The 25,293-nt window shown below is 54.6% G+C and carries 14 protein-coding genes and 1 riboswitch; of the genes, 10 read left to right on the top strand and 4 right to left on the bottom strand.

Features of this window, described 5'->3' with window-relative positions:
• Positions 1–36 precede the first annotated feature (36 nt).
• The 7 genes from MHH78_RS00575 to MHH78_RS00545 all read left to right on the top strand — a co-directional run bounded on the left by MHH78_RS00575 (position 37) and on the right by MHH78_RS00545 (position 7,420).
• Positions 37–1,329 (top strand): phosphoribosyltransferase family protein, encoded by a 1,293-nt coding sequence (locus tag MHH78_RS00575; RefSeq protein ID WP_076085978.1) that lies wholly within the window; start codon positions 37–39, stop codon positions 1,327–1,329.
• Positions 1,326–2,480 (top strand): cysteine protease StiP family protein, encoded by a 1,155-nt coding sequence (locus MHH78_RS00570; protein ID WP_341166304.1) that lies wholly within the window; start codon positions 1,326–1,328, stop codon positions 2,478–2,480. The genes MHH78_RS00575 and MHH78_RS00570 overlap by 4 nt, the downstream gene beginning before the upstream one ends.
• Positions 2,477–3,313, top strand: a complete 837-nt coding sequence (locus tag MHH78_RS00565) for an HAD family hydrolase (protein ID WP_341166303.1) — start codon at positions 2,477–2,479, stop codon at positions 3,311–3,313. Before MHH78_RS00570 ends, MHH78_RS00565 begins: the two co-directional genes overlap by 4 nt.
• Complete coding sequence (locus tag MHH78_RS00560) at positions 3,310–4,365, top strand: ATP-grasp domain-containing protein (protein WP_339253112.1); 1,056 nt, start codon at positions 3,310–3,312, stop codon at positions 4,363–4,365. The genes MHH78_RS00565 and MHH78_RS00560 overlap by 4 nt, the downstream gene beginning before the upstream one ends.
• Positions 4,366–4,401: 36 nt before the next feature.
• Positions 4,402–5,118, top strand: coding sequence for a hypothetical protein (locus MHH78_RS00555; RefSeq protein WP_341166302.1), 717 nt, complete (start codon positions 4,402–4,404; stop codon positions 5,116–5,118).
• A gap of 13 nt (positions 5,119–5,131) precedes the next feature.
• A complete protein-coding gene (locus MHH78_RS00550) occupies positions 5,132–6,226 on the top strand; it encodes a toxic anion resistance protein (RefSeq protein WP_076085967.1) in 1,095 nt (364 codons plus the stop codon).
• A 405-nt stretch (positions 6,227–6,631) separates the two neighbouring features.
• Positions 6,632–7,420: a formate/nitrite transporter family protein gene (locus MHH78_RS00545; RefSeq protein WP_036723535.1), complete on the top strand. Its 789-nt coding sequence runs from the start codon at positions 6,632–6,634 to the stop codon at positions 7,418–7,420.
• Between the two features lie 156 nt (positions 7,421–7,576).
• Here MHH78_RS00545 and MHH78_RS00540 read toward each other — a convergent pair whose 3' ends face one another.
• The gene (locus MHH78_RS00540; RefSeq protein WP_341166301.1) at positions 7,577–11,974 is read right to left on the bottom strand and encodes a helix-turn-helix transcriptional regulator; all 4,398 of its coding nucleotides are present in this window, start codon (positions 11,972–11,974) and stop codon (positions 7,577–7,579) included.
• Positions 11,975–12,172: 198 nt separating this feature from the next.
• Between MHH78_RS00540 and MHH78_RS00535 the strand changes: the two genes are divergently transcribed.
• Together MHH78_RS00535 and MHH78_RS00530 are read left to right on the top strand one after the other, a co-directional pair.
• Positions 12,173–12,343, top strand: a complete 171-nt coding sequence (locus MHH78_RS00535; RefSeq protein WP_341166300.1) for a hypothetical protein — start codon at positions 12,173–12,175, stop codon at positions 12,341–12,343.
• 336 nt (positions 12,344–12,679) lie between these two features.
• Positions 12,680–17,515: an invasin domain 3-containing protein gene (locus tag MHH78_RS00530; RefSeq protein ID WP_341166299.1), complete on the top strand. Its 4,836-nt coding sequence runs from the start codon at positions 12,680–12,682 to the stop codon at positions 17,513–17,515.
• 109 nt (positions 17,516–17,624) lie between these two features.
• On the opposite strand, the gene MHH78_RS00525 is transcribed toward MHH78_RS00530, so the two are convergent.
• Both MHH78_RS00525 and MHH78_RS00520 read right to left on the bottom strand, forming a co-directional pair.
• Complete coding sequence (locus MHH78_RS00525; RefSeq protein ID WP_341166298.1) at positions 17,625–19,934, bottom strand: TPM domain-containing protein; 2,310 nt, start codon at positions 19,932–19,934, stop codon at positions 17,625–17,627.
• A 194-nt stretch (positions 19,935–20,128) separates the two neighbouring features.
• A complete protein-coding gene (locus MHH78_RS00520; RefSeq protein ID WP_171720322.1) occupies positions 20,129–20,272 on the bottom strand; it encodes a hypothetical protein in 144 nt (47 codons plus the stop codon).
• 298 nt (positions 20,273–20,570) lie between these two features.
• Here MHH78_RS00520 and MHH78_RS00515 point away from each other — a divergent pair, with 298 nt between their 5' ends.
• Positions 20,571–23,711, top strand: a complete 3,141-nt coding sequence (locus tag MHH78_RS00515) for an EAL domain-containing protein (RefSeq protein ID WP_341166297.1) — start codon at positions 20,571–20,573, stop codon at positions 23,709–23,711.
• A 91-nt stretch (positions 23,712–23,802) separates the two neighbouring features.
• On the opposite strand, the gene MHH78_RS00510 is transcribed toward MHH78_RS00515, so the two are convergent.
• Positions 23,803–24,813: a GGDEF domain-containing protein gene (locus MHH78_RS00510; RefSeq protein ID WP_340825565.1), complete on the bottom strand. Its 1,011-nt coding sequence runs from the start codon at positions 24,811–24,813 to the stop codon at positions 23,803–23,805.
• 310 nt (positions 24,814–25,123) lie between these two features.
• A riboswitch (purine riboswitch) is annotated at positions 25,124–25,223 on the top strand.
• The last annotated feature ends 70 nt before the right edge of the window (positions 25,224–25,293 follow it).

Below are 25,293 nucleotides of genomic sequence, written 5' to 3'. Positions count from 1 at the left end.
AATCCTTTTCATATGCCTGTGGATTCCTTGTTCTCCATGGCTGCACGAATCAATAAGAAGCGCTCCTTCCTGTTCGTCAGCAAAGTGCTTGGCAAGCATATTCCCGTAGGGCCCTATACCCCGCTGCTTAGCGGAGCGGCACTCGCCTTGCTCCTGTATCTGGAGATGAGCGCGGATACCGCTGACCGGGAGATGATGGAACCGCTGATGAACCAGGCCGTTCATGGCCTGATCCATCCTGAGTATGCGGAAGAAGCTTATCATGCGCTGCTTGCTGCGCGCCTGGCTCTGCCTGAGCCGGTTCTGTTTATCGGGTTCGCCGAAACCGCTACCGCCCTGGGCCACAGCATGTATAATGCATTCGCCGGCGGTGCGTCCTATATTCATACCACGCGTGAGCTGATTCCTGAGCTGGAATCGGTGGTGACCTTTGAAGAGGAGCATTCCCACGCCGTAGATCATCTCTGCTATGCCCTGAATGCCGGGCTGTTATCGGGGACAGAGCCGATTGTATTAGTGGATGACGAGATTACGACCGGTAATACGGCGATTAATACGATCCGGGACATCCAGTCCAAATTTCCGCGCAGGGAGTATGTAGTGGCTTCTCTCTTGGACTGGCGGAGTGAAGCTAATATCCAGGCGTACCGTGATCTGGAGCTGGAGCTGGGGATACGCATACAAGCTCTATCCCTGCTGCAAGGAAGCATCAAGGTTGAGGGGGTTCCGCTGCTGCAGCCTGCAGCCGGTAACGGAGCCGCTGCTACCACAGGCGCAGAGCTTGTAACTACTTATGCATTCGACGGCTTAGAGCGGCTTCCGGTAACCTCGGCGGATGGGCAGGGCGTTATCAATCCATCGCCTTATCTGAAGCACAGCGGCCGCTTCGGCCTGGAGTCTGCGGATAATGCGCGGATAGATGCAGGTGTAAGCCGCGTGGCCAGGCAGCTCCGAGGGCTGCGGGAAGGCGGACGTACCCTGGTGTTGGGCGTAGGCGAGTTCATGTATCTGCCGATGCGGATCGCTGCAGAGATGGGAGAGGGCGTGCTGTACCAGTCCTCAACCCGCAGTCCGATCCATCCCGAGCGGCGTGCGGATTACGGCGTGCACAGCGCCGCAGCCTATCCGTCCGCAGGCGACACGGAGATCACGAATTTCATCTATAATGTGGACCCCGGCCAGTATGACGATATCTTCGTCCTGCTGGAACGCGAGGTGCCCCGGCAGCGGATTGCACCGATGACGGATATTTTACAGAGGCTGGCGGGCAATAAGGTACATCTTGTTGTGCTCAGCCCAGAACCAGATACGGGAGGCTCAGGGCTATGAAGGGAATAGATATCGAAGCCATTCACAATAGAACAATATCCCCTCCGGTGGCACTGGGCAGCTATCCTGCTTCCGACGTTACCTTCCTGCTCAAGGATCTAAGCAATGTATCCCTGGAGCGGGGAACAGCCGAGCGGGAGGAAGCGATCCAGTCCGGCGTGCATTATTCGGAGATGCTTCCGGTGGAGTACCAGCCGACAGAGCAGTATATCGAATTGTTTCATGAGACGCTGCAGCAGACTGCGAAGAAGGTTGCGCTGGCTGTAGCTGTGGTGTCCGAGATGATTGTTGCCCGGCGGGGAACGGCGAATACCGTGCTGGTCTCCCTGGCGAGAGCGGGCACTCCGATCGGGGTATTGATCAAACGTTATATTCTTGAGAAATATGGAGCAGATCTTCCGCATTACAGCATCTCGATTATCCGCGGCAAGGGGATTGATGAGAATGCGGTGCTCTATATGCTGCAGCAGCATGGAAGGGATGCCGAACTGCAATTCATCGATGGCTGGACCGGTAAGGGGGCCATCCGGCAGGTGCTGATAGAGGCCTGTGAGAGTATGCATAAGAAATATGGCATTACGCTAAATGATGATCTGGCGGTACTTGCTGATCCCGGGCACTGCTCGGGAACCTACGGCACCCGGGAGGATTATCTGATTCCAAGCGCCTGCCTGAACTCCACGGTATCCGGCCTGATGAGCCGTACGGTGCTCCGTGATGATCTGATCGGGCCAGAGGAATTCCACGGGGCCAAATTCTACAAGGAATGGCTGGACAGTGATCTGTCCAACGTATTCGTTGAAGCGATTACCCCATATTTCGCTGAAGTAGCGGCAGGGGCCCTTGCTCAGGCTACGGAGATGCTGGAGCATCCACCGGAGATTACCTGGCAGGGGCTGGCCGATATCCGCAGTATTCAGGATACCTTCGGCATCGATAATATCAATCTGGTGAAGCCTGGGGTGGGGGAGACAACACGTGTGCTGCTGCGGAGAGTGCCCTGGAGAATCCTCGTTGACAGGCTGGACAATCCCAACCTGCGGCATATTCTGTTGCTGGCTGAGGACCGGGGCGTGCCGGTAGAGGTCTATCCCGGGCTGACCTACTCCTGCTGCGGAATCATCAAGCCGCTGAAAGGGGAGAGTGAATGATCTACGCCAGCGATCTGGACCGCACGCTGATCTACTCTCTTAGTGCGATAGGCGTTCCTGAGGATACCCCCGGTCTGGTTCCGGCAGAGGTCGTTGACGGCAGGACGGTATCGTATATCTCACAGCAGGCTCTGGCTACACTGATAGAACTGGTTGCGAAAATTGTCTTCATGCCGGTGACTACACGTACGATTGCCCAGTACCGGCGGATTAACCTGTTCCAGGAGACGGTCATTCCGGATTATGCTATCACCAGCAATGGCGGCAATATTCTTGTGAACGGGATAGTGGACCAGGATTGGCGGACGGCTGTCGGCAGAGCGGTGGAACGCGGCTCCGCTGCGGCGGAAGAAGCCGAAAGCATCGTGCGTGCTGTTGTTCAGGAAGAATGGATCATTAGCCGGCGGTATTGCGATGAGCTGTTCTTTACGTTCGTGGTTCACCGGGATTCGCTGCCGCTTGAGGAGATTGCCCGGATGTCTCAACGGCTGGGCGAGCTTGGCTGGAGAGTATCCCTGCAGGGGCGCAAGCTCTATATCGTGCCGGAGGCGGTGAACAAAAGCGATGCCATTCTTCATGTCCGCCGCACCGTGCATTCGGAGCCGATGGTCGCTTCAGGCGATTCCCTTCTGGACAAGAGCCTGCTCGCCGCCGCCGATTATGCCATAGCTCCCTGCCACGGAGAAATATTTGCCGAGCAGCAGGCGGGTTTAGTACACTTAGAGTATCCGTTTACTAAGCGGCCGGGGGTATTTGCCGCGGATGAGATTATGCAGTATGTTCACAGGATCTATACACATTCGACAGCATTGGGAGTTGGACCGCCACCATGAAAAAGGTAAATATATATTTCAACCGCTGGTTCTCTGTTGCCTATCACTATATGAATCTCATCCGGAGCAACGAAGACGGGATTCCGGTGCAAATCTTCGCCACCCACCCGGATATCCACCATATGTCGCTGCAAGGCGCGGATGTAGCCGGAACCGAGCCGGCGCTCGAAGGCATTGAATACGTGCAGTTCTGTGTTGATTTTTGCCGCCGGAACGAGATTGATATCTTCATCCCCCGGCTGCATATGCTCGATATCGCGCTGCATGCCTCGCTGTTCGATGAGATCGGGACGAAGGTGCTGGTCTGCCGTGATCTGGATCTGCTGGAGATGATCATGGACAAAGGCAAGTTCTATGAGAGCGTGAAGACCACCGGGATTATGACAATTCCTGATTATCATGTGGTTAGTAATGCGCAGCAGTTCAGGGAAGCTTATGAAGATCTCGCAGCCAAAGGACACAAGGTCTGCTTCAAGCCTACCGAGACGGAGGGCGGACTCGGATTCCGGATTATAGATAATGACCGCAGTCCCGTGGAGGAGCTGTTCGGCCACGTAACTCCGCTGATCTCCTTCGAGGAAGCTTACCGTATCCTTGATGAAGCCGGGAGCTTCCCTAACCTGATGGTGATGGAGCTGCTGGAGGGATATGAATATAGTATTGATTGCTTGTCGGATGAGAAGGGCAGGCTGCTGGCCGCAGTTCCCCGCCGGAAGGCAGGCGGCCGCCTGCGGTTGATGGAGTATATCCCGGAGCTTGCGGGGGTGGCCCGCAGGGTGGCTGAGACGTACCGGATTCCGTTCAATTTCAATATCCAGATGAAATACAGCGGTGGCGTCCCCAAGCTGCTGGAGATTAACCCGCGGATGTCTGGCGGCCTGCATATCTCCTGTCTGTCCGGAATTAACTTCCCATATCTGGCTGTCAAAAGCGCGCTCGGCGGCGAGGTTCTGCCTGCATCGTTCGAGCATAATGTCCTGGCCAGCCATGTCGAGCAGCCGCTGATCATGAGAATAAACGGAGAATCCGTCATTACGGATTCCGTGAATTGAGCGTGTAGCATTCACGCTCATAAGAGGTGAGAAGGAATGCAAGCTAAATTCAAAGTACTGGCGTATGCCGGTGCCGGTTATGTTGTAGCCGTACTGACCAGCGGCTTCCTGCCTGAGCTGGTCTCGCTGCTGCTCCCGGTAATCGGGGCAGCACTTGCGGTGCCGGAGCTCAGGCGCACCAGAGTGAATCTTCCGGTAGAGGTGATTCCTGCCGGACAGGAGCCGAAGGTGATTCCGGCGGCATCGTCCGCCGCGCCGCAGGCTTCGTCTGCTGCCGCTGCCTCTCCTGCTGCTGCGGGACAGGCCTCCCCGGCCCATTCGGGTGCCGGACACAGGGAGGACATACAGATCGGAGCGGAGTTCGCTCCGGTGGTGGAGTATCTGGGCATCCTGGAGGATATGATCATCTCCGAAGGGCAGAAGGATACGCTGGACAATGAGATTGTCGAGAAGTCGCTGGCGCTGTTCGCCAGGCTGCAGCGCGTCATTCCGCTGCTGCAGGAGCTGGGCAACGGCGAGATTAACCATACCGTCCGCAGGCTGGTGCTGAAGGACCTTAATGGAGTAATCAATCCGTTCCTGCGCCTGGGGGGCGAAGCCAAGACAAGAAACCGGAGAATGCTGCTGAACGGTCTGCGTGATGTCGATGCCAAAATTTCCGATATTGCGTCGACAATCGAGCACAAAGACCTGATGGAACTTCAGACCAAGGCGGAACTGATTCATCAGCGCTACAGCAGTTCCGAATTATAGGAGGAGGATAGCCATGTCCACGCAGTTAATTGAGCTTAGAAAAGAAGATGAGCAGAAGGTAGTCCAGGAGGCTTCCCAGTTAATTGAGCAGGTAGCCAAGACTGACACGGTGGCACTGGATTCCCTGATGGACGATATCGGGAAGCTTGGGGTGAAGACGCAGGAGAAGGCAGGCCAGACGCTGAAGCTGCTGGACCGCCCCGTCAATGACCTGATGAGCGGCAAGCGGGTGGAAGTGCCCAATATGATTATGAAGCTGCGGGGTGAGTGCGAGACCCTTCAGCAGAGCAAGAATGTCAGCTTCTTCGGCAAAATGCTGCGCAAAAGCCCGCTTAAAAATTATGTATACAAATATCAGTCGGTCCGCACCAACATTGATGCCATTATCACCGGTCTGCGTGACGGCCGGGATACGCTGGAAGAGAGTATCGTTAACATGCGCCAGTTGAAGCGCACCTCCATGGAGGAGATCTATAACCTCCAGACCAAGATCGCCTTCGGCAATAAGCTGAAGGAGCTGTTCGAGGTGGAGATCGCCAAGCCCGAGAATGAATTCCGCAAAGCGTATCTGGAGCGGGGGCTGCGCAAGGTCATGGTGCGGATTCAGTCGATGACCGAGATGATTCTGCTCTACAATCAGGCGATTGCGGCAACGGATATCATCAATGACAATAATGACAAGCTGATCGATTCCGTAAACAACGCGATCGATAAGACCTCTAATCTGATCACCGTCTCGGCGATGATTGCCATGTCCCTGGCCGATCAGGAGAATGTCATCAATGCGGTCGAAGCCACCAACAAGACCATCGAGGACCAGTTCAAGGAGAATGCACGGCTGCTGCGCACGACGACCGAGAAGACAACGGAGCTGCTCTCCAAGCCGTCCATGTCGCTGGAAGCCGTGAATCAGGCTATTGGCGACTTGCTCAGCGCCCTGGATACCTCAGAGCAGTCCAACCGGCGGATCATCGAGAGCTGTCAGGATTATACGTCCAAAATGACCACCATCAACACCCAGCTGAACAACCGGCTCGGGCTGAATGAGGGTTCACAGCCGCAGGCGTTGAAGCAGGCGGAGAACGGCCTGAGCAGCTTTTTGAACTAAGAGTTTGATTCTGGGCCGGTAAAATAACTTGAATAATGCACCAAGCCTGCTGATATGGATTCGGCGGGCTTTTTTGTTGTGCACTCATTCATATTGTCTTCGCCCCCCACATACGTTGTCACTAAGGCGACCTGTGGAGAAAGAGGGGATAAGCGGGATGATTCTGGGATGCTTGATCGTGGTGCTTATCGTCGTAGCCAGCAGTGAGAAGGCGGAGGCGATTGCCAGCCTGAATGATCGGGAGGATAACAGCCTGTAACAAGGGTGCGGGGAGTGTGCGGATTCATAAATTATTGATGCTCTGTGATTCAAGCAATTTCCAGTGGTTTATTGGGTATAATAGCTGGAGGCTGTACATCAGTCTTCCGGCACCACTGAAAATATAAAGTGAATACGGAGGGTCAAATGGAGAACGAGGCACTGCTGCAGGTAGAGAAGCTTGCACTTAAGAAACAGAAGATCTTCCGGCAAAGCGTATGGCGGTACATTGCCAGGGCCATGCTCGCCAGCATGTTTATCGGATTCGGCGTGATCGTAGCCTTTAAGACCGGCAACTTCTTCTATATGGAACAATCGCCGATGACCTATCCGATGGCTGCGATCACCTTCGGCGCAGCCATCATCCTGATTTCCTACGGTGGAGGAGATTTATTTACCGGGGACACTTTTTATTACACCTATGCGGCACTGAGGCGCAAGCTGGCATGGACTGAGGTTGTGCGGATGTGGGTCGTCAGCTATCTGGGCAACATTCTTGGGGCTACGGCGTTTGCGCTGCTTATTTTTCTGACCGGATTGTTCTATGATTCCTCTGTCAACGGGTTCCTGCTGAATGTGGTGGCCCATAAGATGGAAGCACCGGCGATGCAGCTGTTCTTCCGGGCGATTCTCTGTAACTGGCTCGTCTGTCTGGCCTTCTTCGTCCCGATGTCAATGAAGAACGACGGTGCCAAAATGTTCGCCATGGTCCTGTTCGTGTTCTGCTTCTTCATCTCGGGGTACGAGCATAGTATTGCCAACATGTGTACCTTCGCGATTGCTCTCGTCCTGGACCACCCTGGTACGATCTCCTGGGGAGGCGTGGTGCATAATCTCGTCCCGGTCACATTAGGCAATCTGATCGGTGGCGGCGTGCTAATGGGCGTGATGTATTACTATGTGAACAAGCCGTTTCTGGAGGATGAGTCTCACTGAACGGCAATAACATGACACAACAGCGATTCTCCGGTTACCGGGGGATCGCTGTTGTGCGTCCGCAGCTCGGAATTAGGGAACTGGGGGATATTATAGTGAGCTGTCAGATATGTTCCAGTATAAGGGGCATACTCGGCAGCAGGGAGAGCTGGAGCGCTACCCTAGCAGCTTCAGCTCCTGGGCCTGGGCGATAGCTTTGGTGCGGCGGTTGACCTTGAGCTTGGCAAAAATATTCTTGACATGCACTTTAACGGTACTTATGGCGATGATCAGCTGGTCGGCAATTTCTTTGTTCGATAATCCTGCTGCCAGCAAGGTAAGAACCTCCAATTCACGCTCTGTGAGCGGTTCATCCAGCAGGGCAGGCAGGGGCAGCAGCGCCTCGGTCTGCTCTATTTGTGAACCCGGAGTCTCGCCCGAACTCTGCAGCACACACATAAGCAGGGCGCGGGAGGCCAGTGCCAGCAGAACCGCCTTATGTTCATCCGCGAAGATGCCGCTGGTCAGCTTGTTCTCCAGGTAGAGGACGCCAAGCATCATACCGTGTACCGTTACGGGAATACACAAGGCAGAACCGGGCCGGTGGTAGGCCATGTAGGGGTTATGAATCAACCAGCTGTCGCTTCCGCCGGTATAATGCACCTCCTCCTGTGTACGGTACACATACCGAATAATCCCTTCCGGCAAAAGAATGCTGTCTGTCATTTCGGCAGGTGACGAGACCGCAGGGTTCTCAGAATCCGCATAGGTTTGAATGTACAGGGTATCCTGATTGCCTGTCAGCAGTGAGCCTTTGCTTGCCCCGGCATATTTCATCAGCGTACTCATCATCTCTCTGAGCACAGTGTCTATATCCAGCGGATTTGTGATGGCCTGGGAGGTTTGAAGGATTGCAGCCAAATCCATCGGTTCCACAGCATGCGCCTCTTTCTGGACTGAATGTAAGGGTTCCGCGCTCTGACGGGGATTTCCCTGGCTAATGGCTGTCGATGCAGGGACAGGTGCCGGATCGACTGCAGCCTGCCATTGGAGGCGCAGCTCTTCTATCTGGGACACCTTGATCAGCACCTCCCAGTCGCTGTAGCCCCCGGCAGCCGTCTCTAAATAGAACAACGCCGTGGTGCTTTTGCCGCAACTCCAGTAATATCTGGCAGCCAGTTCACCGGTAAGAGCGGTGATCTGCACCTCCTCATATTCCCTGGCCTCGCGGATCGCACGGTCATACATCTCCTCAGCTCTTGGAAGCTGCCCGGATACCCGGGCGAATTCGGCTTGCAGCAGATCATATCTGGACTGGAAATTGACCGGACTGGCCAATGACCATTGTCTGAAGCGGCGCAGAATGCGCCGCAGACGGCGGTGTTCAGGTGCAGATTTGCGCCAGTGTACAGGCATGGACATCAGAGAGAGAGCTTCGTACATCAAGCATTCAGGCAAATGGGGCAAATGGGTGGCATACGCCTCATGTACACGAGCCTTCCTCGCCCACTGTAGCGCCTGATCGTAACGGCCCAGCAGCCAGCATAGCTGCGTTTTGTAGGTACAGTATTGAAATAAAGTGGTGGACGAGGTCTCTTCCCTACGGATTTCCTCCAAAAACAGCTCTTCCCTGAAGCCAGCTCCGCTGAAGGAATCGGGTTCAGCCGACCGGCCTTGCAGTGCCAGAATCCATTGCTGGAACAGCTGAATGTTCTTCTTCACGAACTCGTCTTTGGTGGTATCAAGCACTACGGCATACTCGGCCAGTGTCCGCGCGAATTCCCCCAGCGGTGCTCTTGAGTACAAGGCGTTGATATGCGCGCCTATGGCATAGCTGGCAAACACATAATCCCCCGCATCCAGGCCATGGCGCAGCGCTTTCGCCAGATAGGCCTCCCCTTCACGTGAATTTCCGGCAAATTGGCACAGAACGCCGCCAAATACGGTGTAGGTCTTGCTTTTAATGGAAGGAATATTATAACGATCCGAGAGCTCCAGCCCTACCTCGCCGATATTATAACCTTTGCGGGCTTTGCCCGGTGTATTGCCCAGAATCATACCATATGCCGAGTAGACGGCTGCAGAAGCAGGCGTGTTCCCGTATGTGAGCGAGAGCTGGATGGCACGGCACACCAACAGGAAATACACCTTCTTGTTGGTGAAAAAGGTTGAAGGCACCACGGCAAAAAGCAGATTCATAGCAGCAATCCGTTCAGGGTCCGACATTTCCTTCAAATGCGCGAGGCGGTCATACCGGCCGTTCAGCAGGAGCTCAAGCTTCATACTCTCCATCAACAGCATGACTTTGCCGGGCCGGGGAGAGATCATAATGCGATGCTCCCGCAGACTGCTGAGTCCAAGCGCAGTGCCTTCCAGATATCTGCCCTGGTTGATGTACTGCATGATCCGGATTAACTGAATCCGGCTGCGTTCAACCGGATTGCGGGCATGCTGCAGCAGAGCATCAAGCTCCAGTTCGGATTGTCTGATATTTCCGCATAAATATTCGCATTCTGCTTTATGTATATACAATTCGAAACAAAGGTCGAACTCGTTCTCCCAATCCTTTGCCGGCAGCAGCTCCAGTCCTTGGGCGAAATACTCCAGCGCGATGTCGTAAGCGGAGGAGGTTTTGGCCCTTATTCCCGCCTCCAGATTGAGGCGCACCAGCTGCAAGATCTCTCGCGGGTCTGTTATTCCCGCCGAGCCCAGGTTCAGCTGATTGACTGCATCAAAGGCATGCGCTATCCAGGCGCCGTCTCTTTCAAGCAGGAACCTGCCAATCCTGAGATGGAGGTTATGCCTTGCCTCATCGTCTATTCTGCTATAGATCAGCTTCTGAATATTGTCGTGGGCAAACCGGAATTGGCCGTCGCCGCACGAAATCATCATGCCTTCGGCTTCAAGGATCGACCAGGCGTCGCTGCGCTCAGAGTGGGTCTGCCCGGCGATATGCACAATATCCTGCGCTTGAAGCACACTTCCGATACAGGCGGCAATGGCGAGCAACTGCCGCGCATCCTCTGGGAGACGGTGCAGTCTATGCTCCAGCAGATCCTTGACGGCATAGCTGGGAGTCTGCTCTATAATCTGTCCCAGATTCCATTGCCAGCGACGCTGCTCGGGACTGTAGCGCAGAATGCTGTCATCTTGAAGCCGGCGGAGGATTTGCTTGAAATGAAATGGATTGCCTCCTGAAGAGGGATACAACAGTTCGGTCAAAGCAAGTGCTGTATCGGCCGGACTGTTCAAGGCTTCCATCACAATCGGATTCATCTGCGCAAGGCTCAGCGGAGCCAGATGAAGGTGATGAACAAGTGCCTGATCGGTGACCGTGCCATCCGGTTCATATCCTGGGAGCCTGCCAAGGTCCGTCTCGTTATGCCGGTAGGCACAGACGAACATCAGATACTGGCATTCCGGATCACACAACAATTCATGGATCAGCTGAAGCGAAGAGTCATTCGCCCATTGCAGATCATCAATAAACAGAACGAGCGGATGCTCGCTGGAAGCCAGGGCCTGCACAAACTTGCGGAAGACATAGATAAACCGTTTCTTGGATTCACTGGCCGGCAGTGTCTCGGCCTCCGGCAAGTCCCCCAATATCCGTGCAGCTTCCGGTATCATCGCAGTAATGATGTGGGCACTTGAGCCCAAGGCATTCCGCAGCCGCTCCGCCCAGAATTCGGACGTGTCCCTGCGCTCTCCCAGCAGATGCCGCAGAAGTCCGCGAAAGGCCTGGATAATCGGGTGATAGGGACTTTGACTGGAGATTTGCTCGAACTTACCGGTGATATAAAAGAACTGCCGGGCATGCTGCTGGTTCTGGAACATTTGCTCCATCAGGCTGGTTTTGCCGATTCCGGCTTCTCCGGATATGTACACCATTTCCGTGGAGCCGAGACAAGCGGAATAGAAGGCTTGCGTCAGAGTAGCAAGCTCATGCGTTCTCCCGTGATAACGTGTTTGTGTAAGGATTCTGTCCTGGACTAGTCCAAGGGTATCCAGGTCCGAGATCAGCACATGAGTACTCGGATAGCGCTTATCCGGATTCTTGCTGAGCAGCTTCATGATGATGGATTCCAGCCCCTCAGGCAGATCGGCTCTTGTATGTGCAAGGGGGGGAGGACTTTGGGCCAAGTGCATATATACCCATTCGAGTGAATCTTCAGCCTGAAAAGGAAGTCTGCCTGCAAGCATTTCATAGAAAATAATCCCTAACGAATAGAGGTCACTGCGCTCGTCTATCGTTCTGTGCATCCTGCCGGTGTTCTCCGGTGAGCAATAAGGCAGACCTGCTGCAGGGAGGCTGTAGCCGGGAGGATGGATATACCCTTCTGGCGAGCGGGACACGGCAGAGCCGGAAGCTGTTATTTCAACCGTTTGCTCATCGGAGTATACAACAATATGTTCCGGCCGCAGATCAAGATGGAGAAGCTGCTCCTGATGCAGCTTCCCGGCCTCGGCGGCAATAGCCCGGGCCAGGTGCAGAAACAGCTCCGGCTCCAGGCAGGGCTGCCCGTTCATCAATGCCCTGAGCGTAATCCCTTGAGTATACTGAACTTCTTCCATTTTATTAACACCCCTACTGTATGCGTACTGGTGATTTCTATCCTATATTCTAGAGGATACTCCTTTATAGGTATAGAGAATTTCAAGCATTTGCTCTATCTTGAAATTGAAGAAATATAGGTCTGCGGCTTACTAGACGGCGAAACAGGTTCTTCTTGTTCGCTGCATCAAACTTAAGGAGGTAGGGGGATACATTAAATGGAGAACGCACTCATCGCTTTTGTAAGTATATTAATCCTCGGAATCGTCGTCTTTGTCAAGATCTGGTGGGAAGGTACCGGAACGAGTCTACGGTTCACCAAATGGTATTTTGGCTTTTTTACTTTGGTGGCCGCAGGGGTTGGAATGTACACGTATTTCGTGAGCTAATGAGTTCATCGCATAATGCAGGAATACAAATGGGGGATTGAGATGAAAGTCTGGAACAGAGGGAAACGGTGGATGGCTATCCTTCTGACCGTAGTGATGGTTGCGGGAGGAGTGCCATATAGAGAGGCTAGCGCTGAAAGTACAGCGGTCCTGGATCAAGAGCAGAGTGCAACAACCGGAAACATCTGGGTGAATTCTGATAATTCTAGGTACCAGACCTTTACACCGGCAATAACAGGGAACCTTAGCAGGATCGCGCTCAACATCTTTGACAGCAGAGGCGCACTTGGATCCATTAATGTAAAAATTTATAAGGAAGGAGATCTTTCTACACCCTTGGCGACAGGGCGACTCGTGACTGACAGTGCATCGGGTTGGACGGCTATTGACTTCTCTGCAGCAGATCCTTATTTGCAAAAGGATAAAATGTATCGGATGGTAGTAACCACGGATGTCGGAGGTTTAGAAGCTGGCATTGGGTGGTATTCAAGCAGCGGCAATCCATATCCCCGGGGATCCTCCCCGGCAACTAATTATGATTTTTCGTTCCGGACATACATGGTTGCGGATTATTCGGTATCTCCGGGCAACAGTCAGATTTTCAGTACGCATTCCAGTCTTGTAGCCGACGGCAGCAGCCAGACGATGGTAACGGTGAGGCTGTGGGATGCGCAGGGCAACGCGCTGACCAGCGGCGGAGCGGCGGTAACAATCAGCGCGACGGCGGGAACGGTTGGCGTGGTGACGGACAACCGGGACGGTACGTATAGCGCGAAGCTAACGGCGCCGACGAGCGCAGGCAGCGGGGTGGTGAGCGCGAGCGTAAATGGCGCGGCGCTAACAACAAGTGTAACGGTAGCATTCGTACCGGGAGAACCATTCCTTGCGAAGAGCACGATAGAGGTAGCGGACACAGTACTGACCGCCGACGGCAGCAGCCAGACGACGGTGACGGTGAAGCTGCGGGACGCGCAGGGTAATCTGCTGACGCAAGGCTATGAGGTAGTAGGTTTCGACACGACGAAGGGAAGTATTAGTGGGCCGAGGAACAATCAGGACGGCACGTATTACGCGATATTGACGGCGCCGACGAGTGTAGGCAGCGGGGTGATAAGTGCCAAAGTGCTTGGGAGACCGATACTCTTGAAGGTGGATGTACAGTTTGTACCTGGGCTTGCATCCCCGGCGAAAAGCACGCTGGAGGTGACGGACACTGCGTTGACCGCCGACGGCAGTAGCCAGACGACGGTGACAGTGAAGCTGCGGGACGCGCAGGGTAACGCGCTGACGAGCGGCGGAGCGGCGGTAGCGATTAGCGCGACGTCGGGGACGGTTGGCGCAGTGACGGACAACCAGGACGGCACGTATAGCGCGAAGCTAACGGCGCCGACGAGTGCAGGTAGCGGGGTGGTGAGCGCGAGCGTAAATGGCGCGGCGCTAACGACAAGTGTAACGGTAGCGTTCGTGCCGGGAGCGCCGTCCGCAGCGAAGAGCACGCTGGAGGTGGCGGACACCGCGTTGACCGCCGACGGGAGCAGCCAGACGACGGTGATGGTGAAGCTGCGGGACGCGCAGGGCAACGCGCTGACGAGCGGCGGAGCGGCGGTAGCGATCAGCGCTACAAAGGGAACGGTGGGTCCGGTGACGGACAACCAGGACGGCACGTTTAGCGCGAAGCTAACAGCGCCGGCGAGCGTAGGCAGCACTGTAGTGAGTGCCACGGTGGAAGGTGTTCAGTTAACGACAAGTGCAACAGTAATGTTCGTGCCGGGCGCAGCCTCCGCAGCGAAGAGCACACTGGAAGTGACGGACACCAGGCTGACTGCCGACGGCAGCAGCCAGACGACGGTGACGATGAAGCTGCGGGACGCGCAGGGCAACGCGCTGACGAGCGGCGGCGCGGCGGTAGCGATTAGCGCGACAGCGGGAACGGTGGGTCCCGTGACGGATAACCGGGGCGGCACGTATAGCGCGACCTTGACGGCGCCGGCAAGCACAGGCAGCGGGGTGGTGAGCGCGAGCGTAAATGGCGTTGCGTTAACGACAAGTGCAACGGTAGTGTTCGTACCGGGCGTAGCCTCCGCAGCGAAGAGCACGCTTGAGGTAGCGGACACTGTATTGACCGCTGACGGCAGCAGCCAGACGACGGTGACAGTGAAGCTTCGGGACGCGCAGGGTAATGCGCTGACGAGCGGCGGCGCGGCGGTAGCGATTAGCGCGACAGCGGGAACGGTGGGTCCCGTGACGGACAACCAGGACGGCACGTATAGCGCGAAGCTAACAGCGCCGGCGAGCGTGGGCAGTGCAGTGGTGAGCGCGAGCGTAGCTGGCGCAGAACTGCCCAAAAGTGCAACAGTAACGTTCGTGCCGGGCGCAGCCTCCGCAGCGAAGAGCACGCTGGAGGTGGCGGACACCACGCTAACCGCCGATGGCAGCAGCCAGACGACGGTGACAGTGAAGCTGCGGGACGCGCAGGGCAACGCGCTGAGGAGCGGCGGAGCAGCAGTAGCGGTTAGCGCGACGTCGGGAACGGTTGGTCCCGTGACGGACAACCAGGACGGCACGTATAGCGCGAAGCTGACGGCGCCGGCAAGCGTGGGCAGTGCAGTGGTGAGCGCGAGCGTAGCTGGCGCAGAACTGCCCAAAAGTGCAACAGTAGCGTTCGTACCGGGCGCAGCCTCCGCAGCGAAGAGCACACTGGAAGTGACGGACACCACGCTGACTGCCGACGGCAGCAGCCAGACGACGGTGACGATGAAGCTGCGGGACGCGCAGGGCAACGCGCTGAGGAGCGGCGGAGCAGCAGTAGCGGTTAGCGCGACGTCGGGAACGGTTGGTCCCGTGACGGACAACCAGGACGGCACGTATAGCGCGAAGCTGACGGCTCCAACGGTAATAGGAGGCGCGTTGATTAGCGCCAGTGCCGGGGGGACCATGCTTGACGCTACAGCTTCCGTCCAGTTCATATCCGGTGAGTTCAGTATGCTTCACTCTACAGTTACCGCCAGTGATCTGGTGGTACGGGCAGACGGACAGAGCTCAGCTGAGATCATCGTGCGATTGCAGGATGACTATGAACACCCGATTGCCGGGAAGCAGCTCATGCTTGAGGCGAACAGCGGGCAGTCTGTGATTCAGAATGTATATGGCACGACGGATGCCGAGGGCCTTACTGCTTTTTCAGTAAGTAACACAGCCGCCGAGAAGGTTACTTATATGGTCAAAGAAGAAGCTAGTGGCCTGGCGCTGCTTCAGACGGTGAGCATCAGCTTTACGTATGATCAGCCGCCGCGCATTATACTGGAGGCTGACCCTCCTAGCGCAACTTACGGAAGTGTAAAAGTTACCGTATCAGCGTCTGTGTATGGTGAGTTCAACCAAATCTCTGCGGTGAAGTGGGCCGCAGGCAGTAGAGATATCGCCTATTTCGCTGCAGCAGGTACAGAGATCACTGATCATTTTGCCGTGCAAGAGAATGGAGTTTATTCCGTATACGTGGCAGACGTGGCGGGGAACGCGAATGTCAGCAATATTGAGATCAGCAACATTGTCCCTCTGAGCAGTAACGCAGACTTAATAGCCTGGGAGCTCACAGGTTTGGGAGGGCAAGTCGGATTTGATTTTAAGCCGGGGGTAGCAAACTATACGGTAAAAGCAGATCACGCTGTATATGCATTGAAGATGCGGATTACTGCTGCAGAGGAGCTGTCGGCCCTTCAAGTAAACGGATCGCAGATCAGCCCTAACTTGACCACCGGGGAATACCCGCTTGCAATCGGTGAGAACCGGTTTGAGGTAACAGTCACAGCGCAAGACTATACTATCCGCACATACATCCTGACTGTGATTCGTTCAGCTGCGCCAGCAGAGCCGGCTGTCGATTCAGGCACAAACCATTCGTCATCGCCTGCGGTTACTCCAAGTCAGCCGCCGCAGAACCGTTCAATAATGATTCGGATTAATGATAAAGGGGTATCTGGAATGGCTTCATTTGAAATGAGTGCGGACAAAATAAAGGCGATTGCTGTACGGATAGATACAGGCTCACTCAAGAACGTTCTGGATTCGCTGTCCCTTAAGCCGGAGGAGGCTCTTACGATTGCCATTGAAGAAGAGGCGGACAAGCTGACGCTTCGGCTACCGGGCAGTGCGATTTCGTTCATGGACAAGCAGGTAGGGGCAATTACACTGAAGACCCGGAACGGGCAGTACCGTTTGCCTTTGGCTGAAATCGTACATCAGCTGCCGGACTTCACAGACGAGACTGAGGTTCAAATTACAATCGAGCGCGGGGACAGTGAAGCGCTTGCCGGATTGAAGGAAGCGGCCGATCAGGGCGGGTTCCAGCTGGTTGCGGCCCCGATATATTTCGAAGTGCATGTGGTGCGTCAGGGGGTCAGGCAAGAAATTTCCAGCTTCAACCATTACGTGGAACGGGTCATCTACTTGCCCAAGGATGTCCTGGCAGCATCCACTGTCATGGTCTGGGATCAAAAGCTGGGTGCGCGTCCGGTATCTACAGCATTCGTCGAAGTGGACGGGCGGCGGGCGGCGGTGATTCACAGCCTTACGAACAGCGCGTATATACTGGTCGCTAAGACACCGGCATTTATAGATTTGGAGGGTCACTGGGCTGCAAAAGAAATCAGCAACATGAACAGCAGAATGATCGTTCAGGGGATAGACGGAACAAGATTCGCCCCCGAGGCGGCGATTACGCGGGCCGAGCTTGCTGCACTGCTTGCCAGAGCGCTGGGTCTGCCGGAAGCCGAAGGTCATCTGGGTTTCCGCGATGTAGCAGAGTCCGGCTGGTACAGCGGAGCCGTAGAATCTGTCCAGGCATATGGAATTATGGATGGCTTCGCCGACGGGACCTTTAAACCGCATCAAGCGGTAACACGGCAAGAAGCGATCGTTACGATAATCCGGGCCTTGCAGATGACCAATGCGGCCTCGGTTACAGATTCTGCGGGGAAGACTGTCGATTTGTCAGTCTACGTGGACAGCGGTGAAATTGGGAGCTGGGCTGATGAGGCGATCCGTATAGCTATTGCAGGGGGACTAGTGCAAGGGTATGAAGACGAGCTTCGTCCAGGCAAGGCCTTAACCCGTGCAGAGACAGCTGTGTTATTGTACCGTATGCTGATTCATGCGCGGCTGATCAATGGCTGAGTCCTGTCTCATGGGGATACTTCAATTTCAAGAAGAATGATCATGAATAAAAGAAGACTTCAGCCATTAACCCTGGCTGAAGTCTTTTTGTTTGTGTCCGTGCCCCCTGCTACCACTTGGAGCCGCCGGAGCTTCGGCCGGATTTGCCGCCGCCAAACGAAGAGCCGCCGGAGGAACGTCCGCCGCCACCGCCGCCCCCCCAAGAAGAGCCGCCGGAAGAGCGTCCGCCACCGCCAAGCCCGCCGCCGAATCCTCCGCCTGGCGGGCCGGAATTGCGTCTACGGGCTTGTTCCCGGCGCTGCTGCTCCCGCAGCATGGCCATTCTGGCTGCGCGTTCGGCCTCTTCCTTCTGGCGGACGAGCCGGTTCGCTTCCTCTACGAAGGAAGCGATCTGCGAAGCATAGGAGCGTCCTGTCTCCTCCAGCTGATCCAGATCGTAGGGACCCGAGGCCAGACGCTGCTCCAGCTCGGTATACTCCGGCAGCAGGGACAGCTGGAAGCGGTTCTGCGAGGCAATTCCTCTGCTGTGCAGCAGATTGTAGGCGGCATCCACCCGGCTCTGCCCCTCCGTGAACAGCCTGTTCAGGCTGTTCAGGCGCTCCTCCAGAGCGTCCAGACTGCTGCTGATGCTACTCATGCTGTTTGCCGTCTCATCCTGCAAGGTAAGCAGCCGGTCCAGCCCGCTGCGGGCATTGTCATACTCTCCGCGTGCATCGCTGGTCCAGGTCTCGAGCTGCGGCACTTCTGCCGCGCCTTGCCGCAGTGCGCCGCCGGCCTCTTCCAGCAGCTTCTCCAGAGCGTCCAGGTGCTGCCGGGCGAACCGGTTTTTCGCCCCGGCAAGCCGGCTCTGCAATTCATTCCGCCGTTGGCTTAGTGTTGCCCATGTGCTGCGTACCGTCTCCAGATCCCTGAGGTTATTCTGCCGGATCATAGCCTGGCGTTCCGTCATAGCCACGGCTTCAGTCAGAAGGGCATCCATGTCAGCGCCAATCCGGCGCACTTCGTCCATATCGCCGCTGTGCAGCGGCGCTTCCATGGAACTGGCGGCAGCGGAGGCCTGGTCCAGGCTGTCGTAAGGCTTAACCTTCATATTGTGCAGAGAGTTCTGGTCGATCAGCCCGGTAATCCGGCTACGTGCAGCCGCAAGGACACCGGGGAAGGCTTTCAGCTTGTCGTCAAAGGTCCCCACATCCTGCACATCCTGCTCAATCTGCTGCTGCCGCTTCTTCGCTTGTGCAGTAATCTCCTGGGCAGCAATGGGGTCGAACAGCTCCAGTTGATCTGCCTTGGCCGTCTCTTCGGCCAGCTCCTGAAGATCTTGGGCAATCTCCTCCAGCGTATAGCCCGTCCCCAGGGCCGCTTGCTGCCGCTGCTCCTCAAGCTCCGGGGCAGCCTGCTTCAGCTCGGTGATCTGCTGCTTGACGTTCCGGTCGGCATCGCTGACGACTGCGATATTCTTCTCCTCTTCCTCCAGGGAGGCACGGAATTCCCCCTCTGTCTGCTGAAGCTGCTCTGCCGCCGCCTTAAGCGCAGACAAGCGGTAGAACGGCGGCAATGGGGCTTGCCCGGCGGTCTGCAATGCAGAGATTTCGACCAGCCGGGAGGTCAGACGCTTCGAGATGCCCTCGACCATCTCCCCGGTCTTGCCCTGCACAATCCCCTGGAAAGGCTGAAGGGACTCCAGGGCGCGGTTCGCCCGTACCAGCAGGTCAGCGAGCTGCTCACGCTGTGCGGATAGTCCCTTGCGGCGGCGCAGTCCGGTAATTAGTACATACAGCAGCAATACCAGCAGCGCGGCCAAGACAAGGCCGCCTGCGACCGGCAGGAGAGGGAATCTGCTGCCGCTACCGTTAGCGCCGGAGGCAGCTCCTGCGGTCCCTGCGGCAGCACCGCCTGCCGCACCGCTGCCGGTATTACTGCTCGGTCCGCTGCTGCCAATGGCTTGCAGCTGCTGTATCACAGAACGTATGCCTTCAGGGATATCTCCGATTTTGGCATAAGGATTAAAATATTTCTCCAGCACCTTGTTAATGGCTGCGCTGCCCTCAGCTCCGCCCTGTTGTCTGGACCAGGCATCGAGCGCATCCTGCAGCCCGGGGTTAATGAAGCTGATCTCAGTCAGCTGATCTTCATAAGCGATCAGGAGCAGAATGTCCCGGGACTTCAGCCCCCAGGTATCATATACATCCGCAGCATAACTGGACATGTCGCTCTCGGCTACCGAATCAACGGTTAAGACATGGAAGGTGTACCGGTCTGTAGTAGCAATCCGGGCAAGGCTCTCTGCTTCTTGGGCAGACAGCAGCCGGGCTTCATCCGTAATCACTCCCTGCTGTGCGGGAACATTCGCAGCATAGACCCCCGGAATCCATAGCAGGGATAATATCAGGACCAAGGCGAGGGTGAGGTTTTTTCTCAAGCTGACACACTCCGATCTATAGGCTATTGTTCATTGTAGTATGCTGATCATTATACTATATCATTACACATTCTAAGCCCCGTAGATGCAGGTACCCCGGAATTGGCGGAATAAACGTACAAAAACCGCACCCCGGTAAGGGATGCGGCTGTGTAAGAAGTAAGCTATATTCATCTATTTCTGTATGAAATGGGCTATCTGGTCTGTAGGCACAGGATATACTGCAACCGGGACTTGATTTCTTTCTGCCATTTCATATCTCCGACCTTCACAGCAAGATTGAGCAGGTCCAGGTAATCGTCAACCTGCAGGGCGGTCCGGGTAGTGGCTGCGTTCATGGGTGTTCAGTCTCCTTTTAGCTCAAATATAGAAAATAATGAATGTTGTACATCCAATAATGATAATCATTATCAACCGTTACTGTTATTATCCACACTTTAACCGCAAAAAGCAATACAAATCTAAAGTTTTTGATTAAATCTAAGATGATGCACTAAAGAGTTAAGGATATGAAACCGCAGGATGTGCACAATTTATCGGAAATGAGAAAAAAGGAGCAGGAACCCTACCATATTTTGTCGAATAAGCTTGTATACATAGTTATGCCGATCTTACTTGGGATAAAGGAGAATTGCGATGAAGCGGTGTAAATTGTTGCTTCTAATTAGCATTGTGCTCATGCTTGCACACCCCGCTGCCGCTTATGCCGAAAGACAGGAAATTAAGTACCAGGCAGAACTGGAGTATCCACCTTATAAGTACATACAGAATGGTTATCTGACGGGCTTCGATATTGACCTGACAAGTATGATCTTTGAGAAGAACGAATATCTTGTCCATTACAGCACCGGGAACTGGGAGCAGACGTACCGGCGGCTGAGTGAAGACGGGATTGATACTACCGGGCTAATGGCTGTCAGCGAGGAGAGGAAGCAGGACATTCTTTTCTCGAAACCCGTGTTAAAAAGCTATATTTCTGTCTATTCGCGTCAGGGACTCCAGGGTGAGGTGACGCTGGACACACTCCGTAAGTACAAGATCGGTGTTGGCAAAGGACAATATGCAGAGACCATCCTGCAGAACGAGGCGGGTATCCCGCCATCAGAATACATAGAATATGCAACCGTACCGGATGCGGTGGACGCTCTGCGTCAGGGGGAGATCGACCTGCTGTTCGAGAATCAGGGGGTTGTCGATTATCTGATTGTAGAACAGGGCTTAACCGGTAATATTATCCGCAAAATGAGCAATTTGTATCCGCAGGATGTGGCCTACGGCATCAGCAAGTCCAAACCGGAGCTGGTGTCCTACGTCAATGCAAGGCTAGAGCGTCTGGTAAGCTCCGGTGCCTTCGAAGAGCTGTACCAGCAGTATTTCTTCGTGCATTCCGACCATTATAATGAAAAGATGCGTAACCGGATTTTTACCGTATTCTCCATCGGGACCCTTCTGCTGGTATTCGGTGCCGTCCTGCTCCGGATGTATATCCGGCGGCTGCGCCGTACGATTCATTCCGAACAGGAATTCTTCAAGGACGTGATCGAGAATACCGGGGTGATTGTATGGGCTGTTCACGGGGACAAACGGAGCGTTCGCTTCAATAAATATGCCGAGAGAATGACCGGGTTGAAGGAGAAGGAGGTGCTGGGTGTAAGCATAGATGAGCTGCCCGGCCTCGAAGCCGGAGCCGCTGTGCTTAGAGATCTCCTTGCCAGAGCAGCAGCCCGGGATTATGTGACCAATGTCGAGCTGAGACTTCCGGGCCACTCTCCGGGTGCGCATTATTTCTCCGTCCGCACAGCCCTCATTAAGGGGATGGATGAGCAGGCGGAGGATATCTTCGTGCTGGTCGGCATCGATATCGATGAACGCAAGCAGAATGAGCTTAAGCTGCAGCTTAGCTACGAGGAGCTGGAGTCTACATATGAGGAGCTGGCGGCCACAGAGGTAGAGCTGCAGGATCAGTTCAATAAGCTGGGGGTCAGCGAACGGCGGTTCCGCCTGGCCTCGGAAGGCTCTGGTGCGTACATGTGGGAGCTGGACTGGGACAGCGGCTTCTACAAGCTCTCGGACCGGTGGTACGAGGTAATGGGATATACTGAGGCGGAGATCAACTCCTTCGAGGGAGGCGTGCTCAGCATTATTCACCCGGATGATCAGGAATCTGCGCGCAAGGCCAGGCAGGAGCATCTTACCGGATTGACCCCGATCTATGAAACCGAATACCGGATGAGAACAGGGCAGGGGGAGTACATCTGGTTCGAGGTGCGGGGCAAGGCAATCGTTGACCCGAAGGATCAGATCGTCCTGTTCCTCGGTTCCCTGATCGATATCAGCAAGCGCAAGCAGGCAGAATTCAAGCTGAATAACAGCTACCAGGAGCTGGAGGCGACTTATGAGCAGCTTACAGCGACCCAGCAGGAGATTGTAGGACAATATGATATGCTGCTGGAGAATCAGAAGAATATGCATCGCCTGGCGTATATGGATTCGCTCAGCAATCTTCCGAACCGGCTCAGTCTGCTGGAGACGATGGAGAGTTATTTCCGCCGGACGGGAGGCAGTGCGGCGCTGCTTTTCGTAGATATGGATAATTTCAAATACATCAATGACACGCTTGGACACAAGTCCGGTGATATTCTGATCCGCAAGGCCAGCGAACGGCTCCAGTCTGTAGTGCGTGAGGAGGATCTGCTGTCGCGGCTGGGCGGAGATGAATTTGTGATTTTCCTCAAGGATATTGAGAGCCGGGTGGATGTGCTTAATCTGGCCGAGGATATTATGCGTGCGTTCCGCAAGTCTTTTCTTATTGGTGAGAGCAATCTGTATGTGTCCTCCAGTATCGGGATCTCCTTCTACCCGGAAGACGGCGAGACGACGGAAGAGATTCTGAAGAACGCCGATGTAGCGATGTACCGGGCCAAGGAAGAGGGGAAAAGCACCTATGTCGTATATGATAAATCGATGCATACCGCCTTCAATGACCGGATGAATATTGAGAAGCATCTGCGCAGTGCAATGAATAATAACGAATTTGAGCTGCATTATCAGCCGCAGGTACAGATGGAGACCGGGCTGATCTCAGGCTTCGAGGCTCTGATCCGCTGGAACAGTCCGGTCCTCGGCTTTGTCTCCCCGCTCTCCTTCATCAAGATTGCCGAGGATTCCCGGCTGATTATCTATATCGGCGAATGGGTGCTGCGGGAGGCCTGCAAGTTCATGAACAGCATCCATCAGCGGACCGGCATTCCTTACAAAATATCGGTGAACATCTCCATCATTCAGCTCCTGCAGGATGATTTCGTAGAGATTGTGCTGGACAGTCTGGAGGAGAGCGGCCTTGTGGCATCCAGTCTGGAGCTTGAAATCACAGAGTCTATCTTCATGGAGTCGTTCGGGAGTACGGTCAGCAAGCTGGAGTTCCTGCAGTCCCGGGGGATACGAATTGCCCTGGATGATTTCGGGACGGGGTATTCCTCCCTTAGTTATCTGCAGCAGCTGCCGATCTCTACGCTCAAGATGGATAAAGTCTTCATTGATTCCTTGGCCGATAAGGCCTTTAGCGAATCTTTTGTGCAGACGATTATTATCCTGGGCCATAAGATGGGCCTGGATGTAGTAGCCGAGGGTGTGGAGGATGCCAGCCAATGGGCTTTCCTTAGAGAAGCTCATTGCGATAAAGTGCAGGGTTATCTGATCAGCCGGCCGGTGCCGCAGCGCCAGGTCATGGAGCTGCTCGTTCCGCAGAGACGGTATGGGGCGGAGGAGCTGGAATAGATATCAGAACAGGTTCAGATGACAAGCGGGTCCCCGGCATAGGTTGCTATGCACGGTGGACCCGCTTGTTTGGGATATAGGATGGAGAGCCTTACAGAATGACGATTCTGTTCTTACCGGTTTTCTTGGCCTCGTACAGGGCGTCGTCCGCCTGCTGAAAGATAGAGCTCTTGGACTCCCCGCCGTTATATTCATGCATTCCGATGCTCACGGTAACCGATTCATTGTCCATTTCGCTGATCGGAAGGCTTGCAATTCCTGCGAGGATATTCTCCATAATGCGGCCCGAATCCTCTAATGTCTTGGATGTCAGAATAATCACGAATTCCTCCCCGCCGTACCGCGCTGCGAAATCATCCGAGCCGATATGCCGGAGCATGACAGCGGCGACCTGCCGGAGAACGATGTCTCCGACCCAGTGCCCGTACCGGTCATTGACCTTTTTGAAATTGTCGATATCAATAACCGCCAGCTGCATCGGAAAAGGATTGCTCTGCTGATGGTCAATCAGCCAGCCCAGGTACTCATGAAAGGTCTTATGGTTGTACAGGTCGGTCAGCGGGTCGATCTTGGACAGCCGGTCCATAATAATATTCTGGATGCGCAGCTCTTGCTCTGACTTCAACGAATTCTCCAGCGAGCGCATAAGATCTTTGCCCCGTGCAATGACACCGAAGCCGGCCAGAGAGGTTCCGGCTAAGACCAGGGTGATAATGATGTTCTGGATGCGTAGCGTGTAATCGGTAATAGGGGTGTTCAGAAATAGTATGATGATGTAGATCAGGCAGATCACAGAGGAAGCCCTCAGATAATTCTCCTTCAGATAGATCATGGATACCAGCAGCGGAAGCAGCATAATCAGCGGCTTCACATGATATTCGGAACTAAGATTCAGGATGAACACGATACCGCACAGGTGGCTTCCAAGAATAATTGAGAATTCGGATAACAGCGGCTTGTATTTATGAACAGCCTCCAGAATCAGCAGCAGGGCGAACAGAATAGCATCTGGAATCCAGATATGCCTAATGAGATATGGCTTGTCGGACAACTCGGGCCGGTGGCCCCACATGGATAAGTAAACATATAGCTGGCTTGCCATATAAACAAAAAGCGCCATCCAAAAGGTATTGAGGAGGACGCGGTTCCAATACATTTGGCGAGGAGTAGGGGGCGGGATCTGCATAAGATGTTCCTCATTTCCAGTGGCTATGTACTTATATATTCGACAATGTTCTTGTTTCTCCTTCTAGGTCTTATGACTGGGAATAGGTCTGAAATAACGTTCGTGTTTGTGAGGTGTTTGTTAGGTTATCTGGGTACGCGATTCTGCATAATGCTATAAACACGAACTATTCATGCCATTCATCATTGACACATTCGGATTTATTCGGTAAAATTCCAATTGCCCCGTAATAACGGGTGAAGTTGTTCGTATATCCTCAATGATAAGGTTTGGGGGTTTCTACAGGGGACCGTAAATTCCTGGCTACGAATAGGGTGCATTTTGCATACCTATGAAGAGGCCGGGTTTTTTGTGTGCTGTTGTGTGCTGCTTGGTTAAGTGGACTAATATACTGCA

This window comes from Paenibacillus sp. FSL H3-0333 (assembly GCF_038002805.1).
In the GTDB taxonomy this organism is placed as follows: domain Bacteria; phylum Bacillota; class Bacilli; order Paenibacillales; family Paenibacillaceae; genus Paenibacillus_AQ; species Paenibacillus_AQ silagei.
This window is presented reverse-complemented; position numbering and strand designations above follow the sequence as displayed.

Bases quoted from the DNA above. Each gene is read 5' to 3' on its own strand.
- MHH78_RS00510 (WP_340825565.1), bottom strand. From the start codon at position 24,813: ATGGCAAGCCAGCTATATGTTTACTTATCCATGTGGGGCCACCGGCCC.
- MHH78_RS00570 (WP_341166304.1), top strand. From the start codon at position 1,326: ATGAAGGGAATAGATATCGAAGCCATTCACAATAGAACAATATCCCCT.
- MHH78_RS00550 (WP_076085967.1), top strand. From the start codon at position 5,132: ATGTCCACGCAGTTAATTGAGCTTAGAAAAGAAGATGAGCAGAAGGTA.
- MHH78_RS00540 (WP_341166301.1), bottom strand. From the start codon at position 11,974: ATGGAAGAAGTTCAGTATACTCAAGGGATTACGCTCAGGGCATTGATG.
- MHH78_RS00565 (WP_341166303.1), top strand. From the start codon at position 2,477: ATGATCTACGCCAGCGATCTGGACCGCACGCTGATCTACTCTCTTAGT.
- MHH78_RS00575 (WP_076085978.1), top strand. From the start codon at position 37: ATGGCTGCACGAATCAATAAGAAGCGCTCCTTCCTGTTCGTCAGCAAA.
- MHH78_RS00555 (WP_341166302.1), top strand. From the start codon at position 4,402: ATGCAAGCTAAATTCAAAGTACTGGCGTATGCCGGTGCCGGTTATGTT.
- MHH78_RS00560 (WP_339253112.1), top strand. From the start codon at position 3,310: ATGAAAAAGGTAAATATATATTTCAACCGCTGGTTCTCTGTTGCCTAT.
- MHH78_RS00520 (WP_171720322.1), bottom strand. From the start codon at position 20,272: ATGAACGCAGCCACTACCCGGACCGCCCTGCAGGTTGACGATTACCTG.
- MHH78_RS00545 (WP_036723535.1), top strand. From the start codon at position 6,632: ATGGAGAACGAGGCACTGCTGCAGGTAGAGAAGCTTGCACTTAAGAAA.
- MHH78_RS00515 (WP_341166297.1), top strand. From the start codon at position 20,571: ATGAAGCGGTGTAAATTGTTGCTTCTAATTAGCATTGTGCTCATGCTT.
- MHH78_RS00535 (WP_341166300.1), top strand. From the start codon at position 12,173: ATGGAGAACGCACTCATCGCTTTTGTAAGTATATTAATCCTCGGAATC.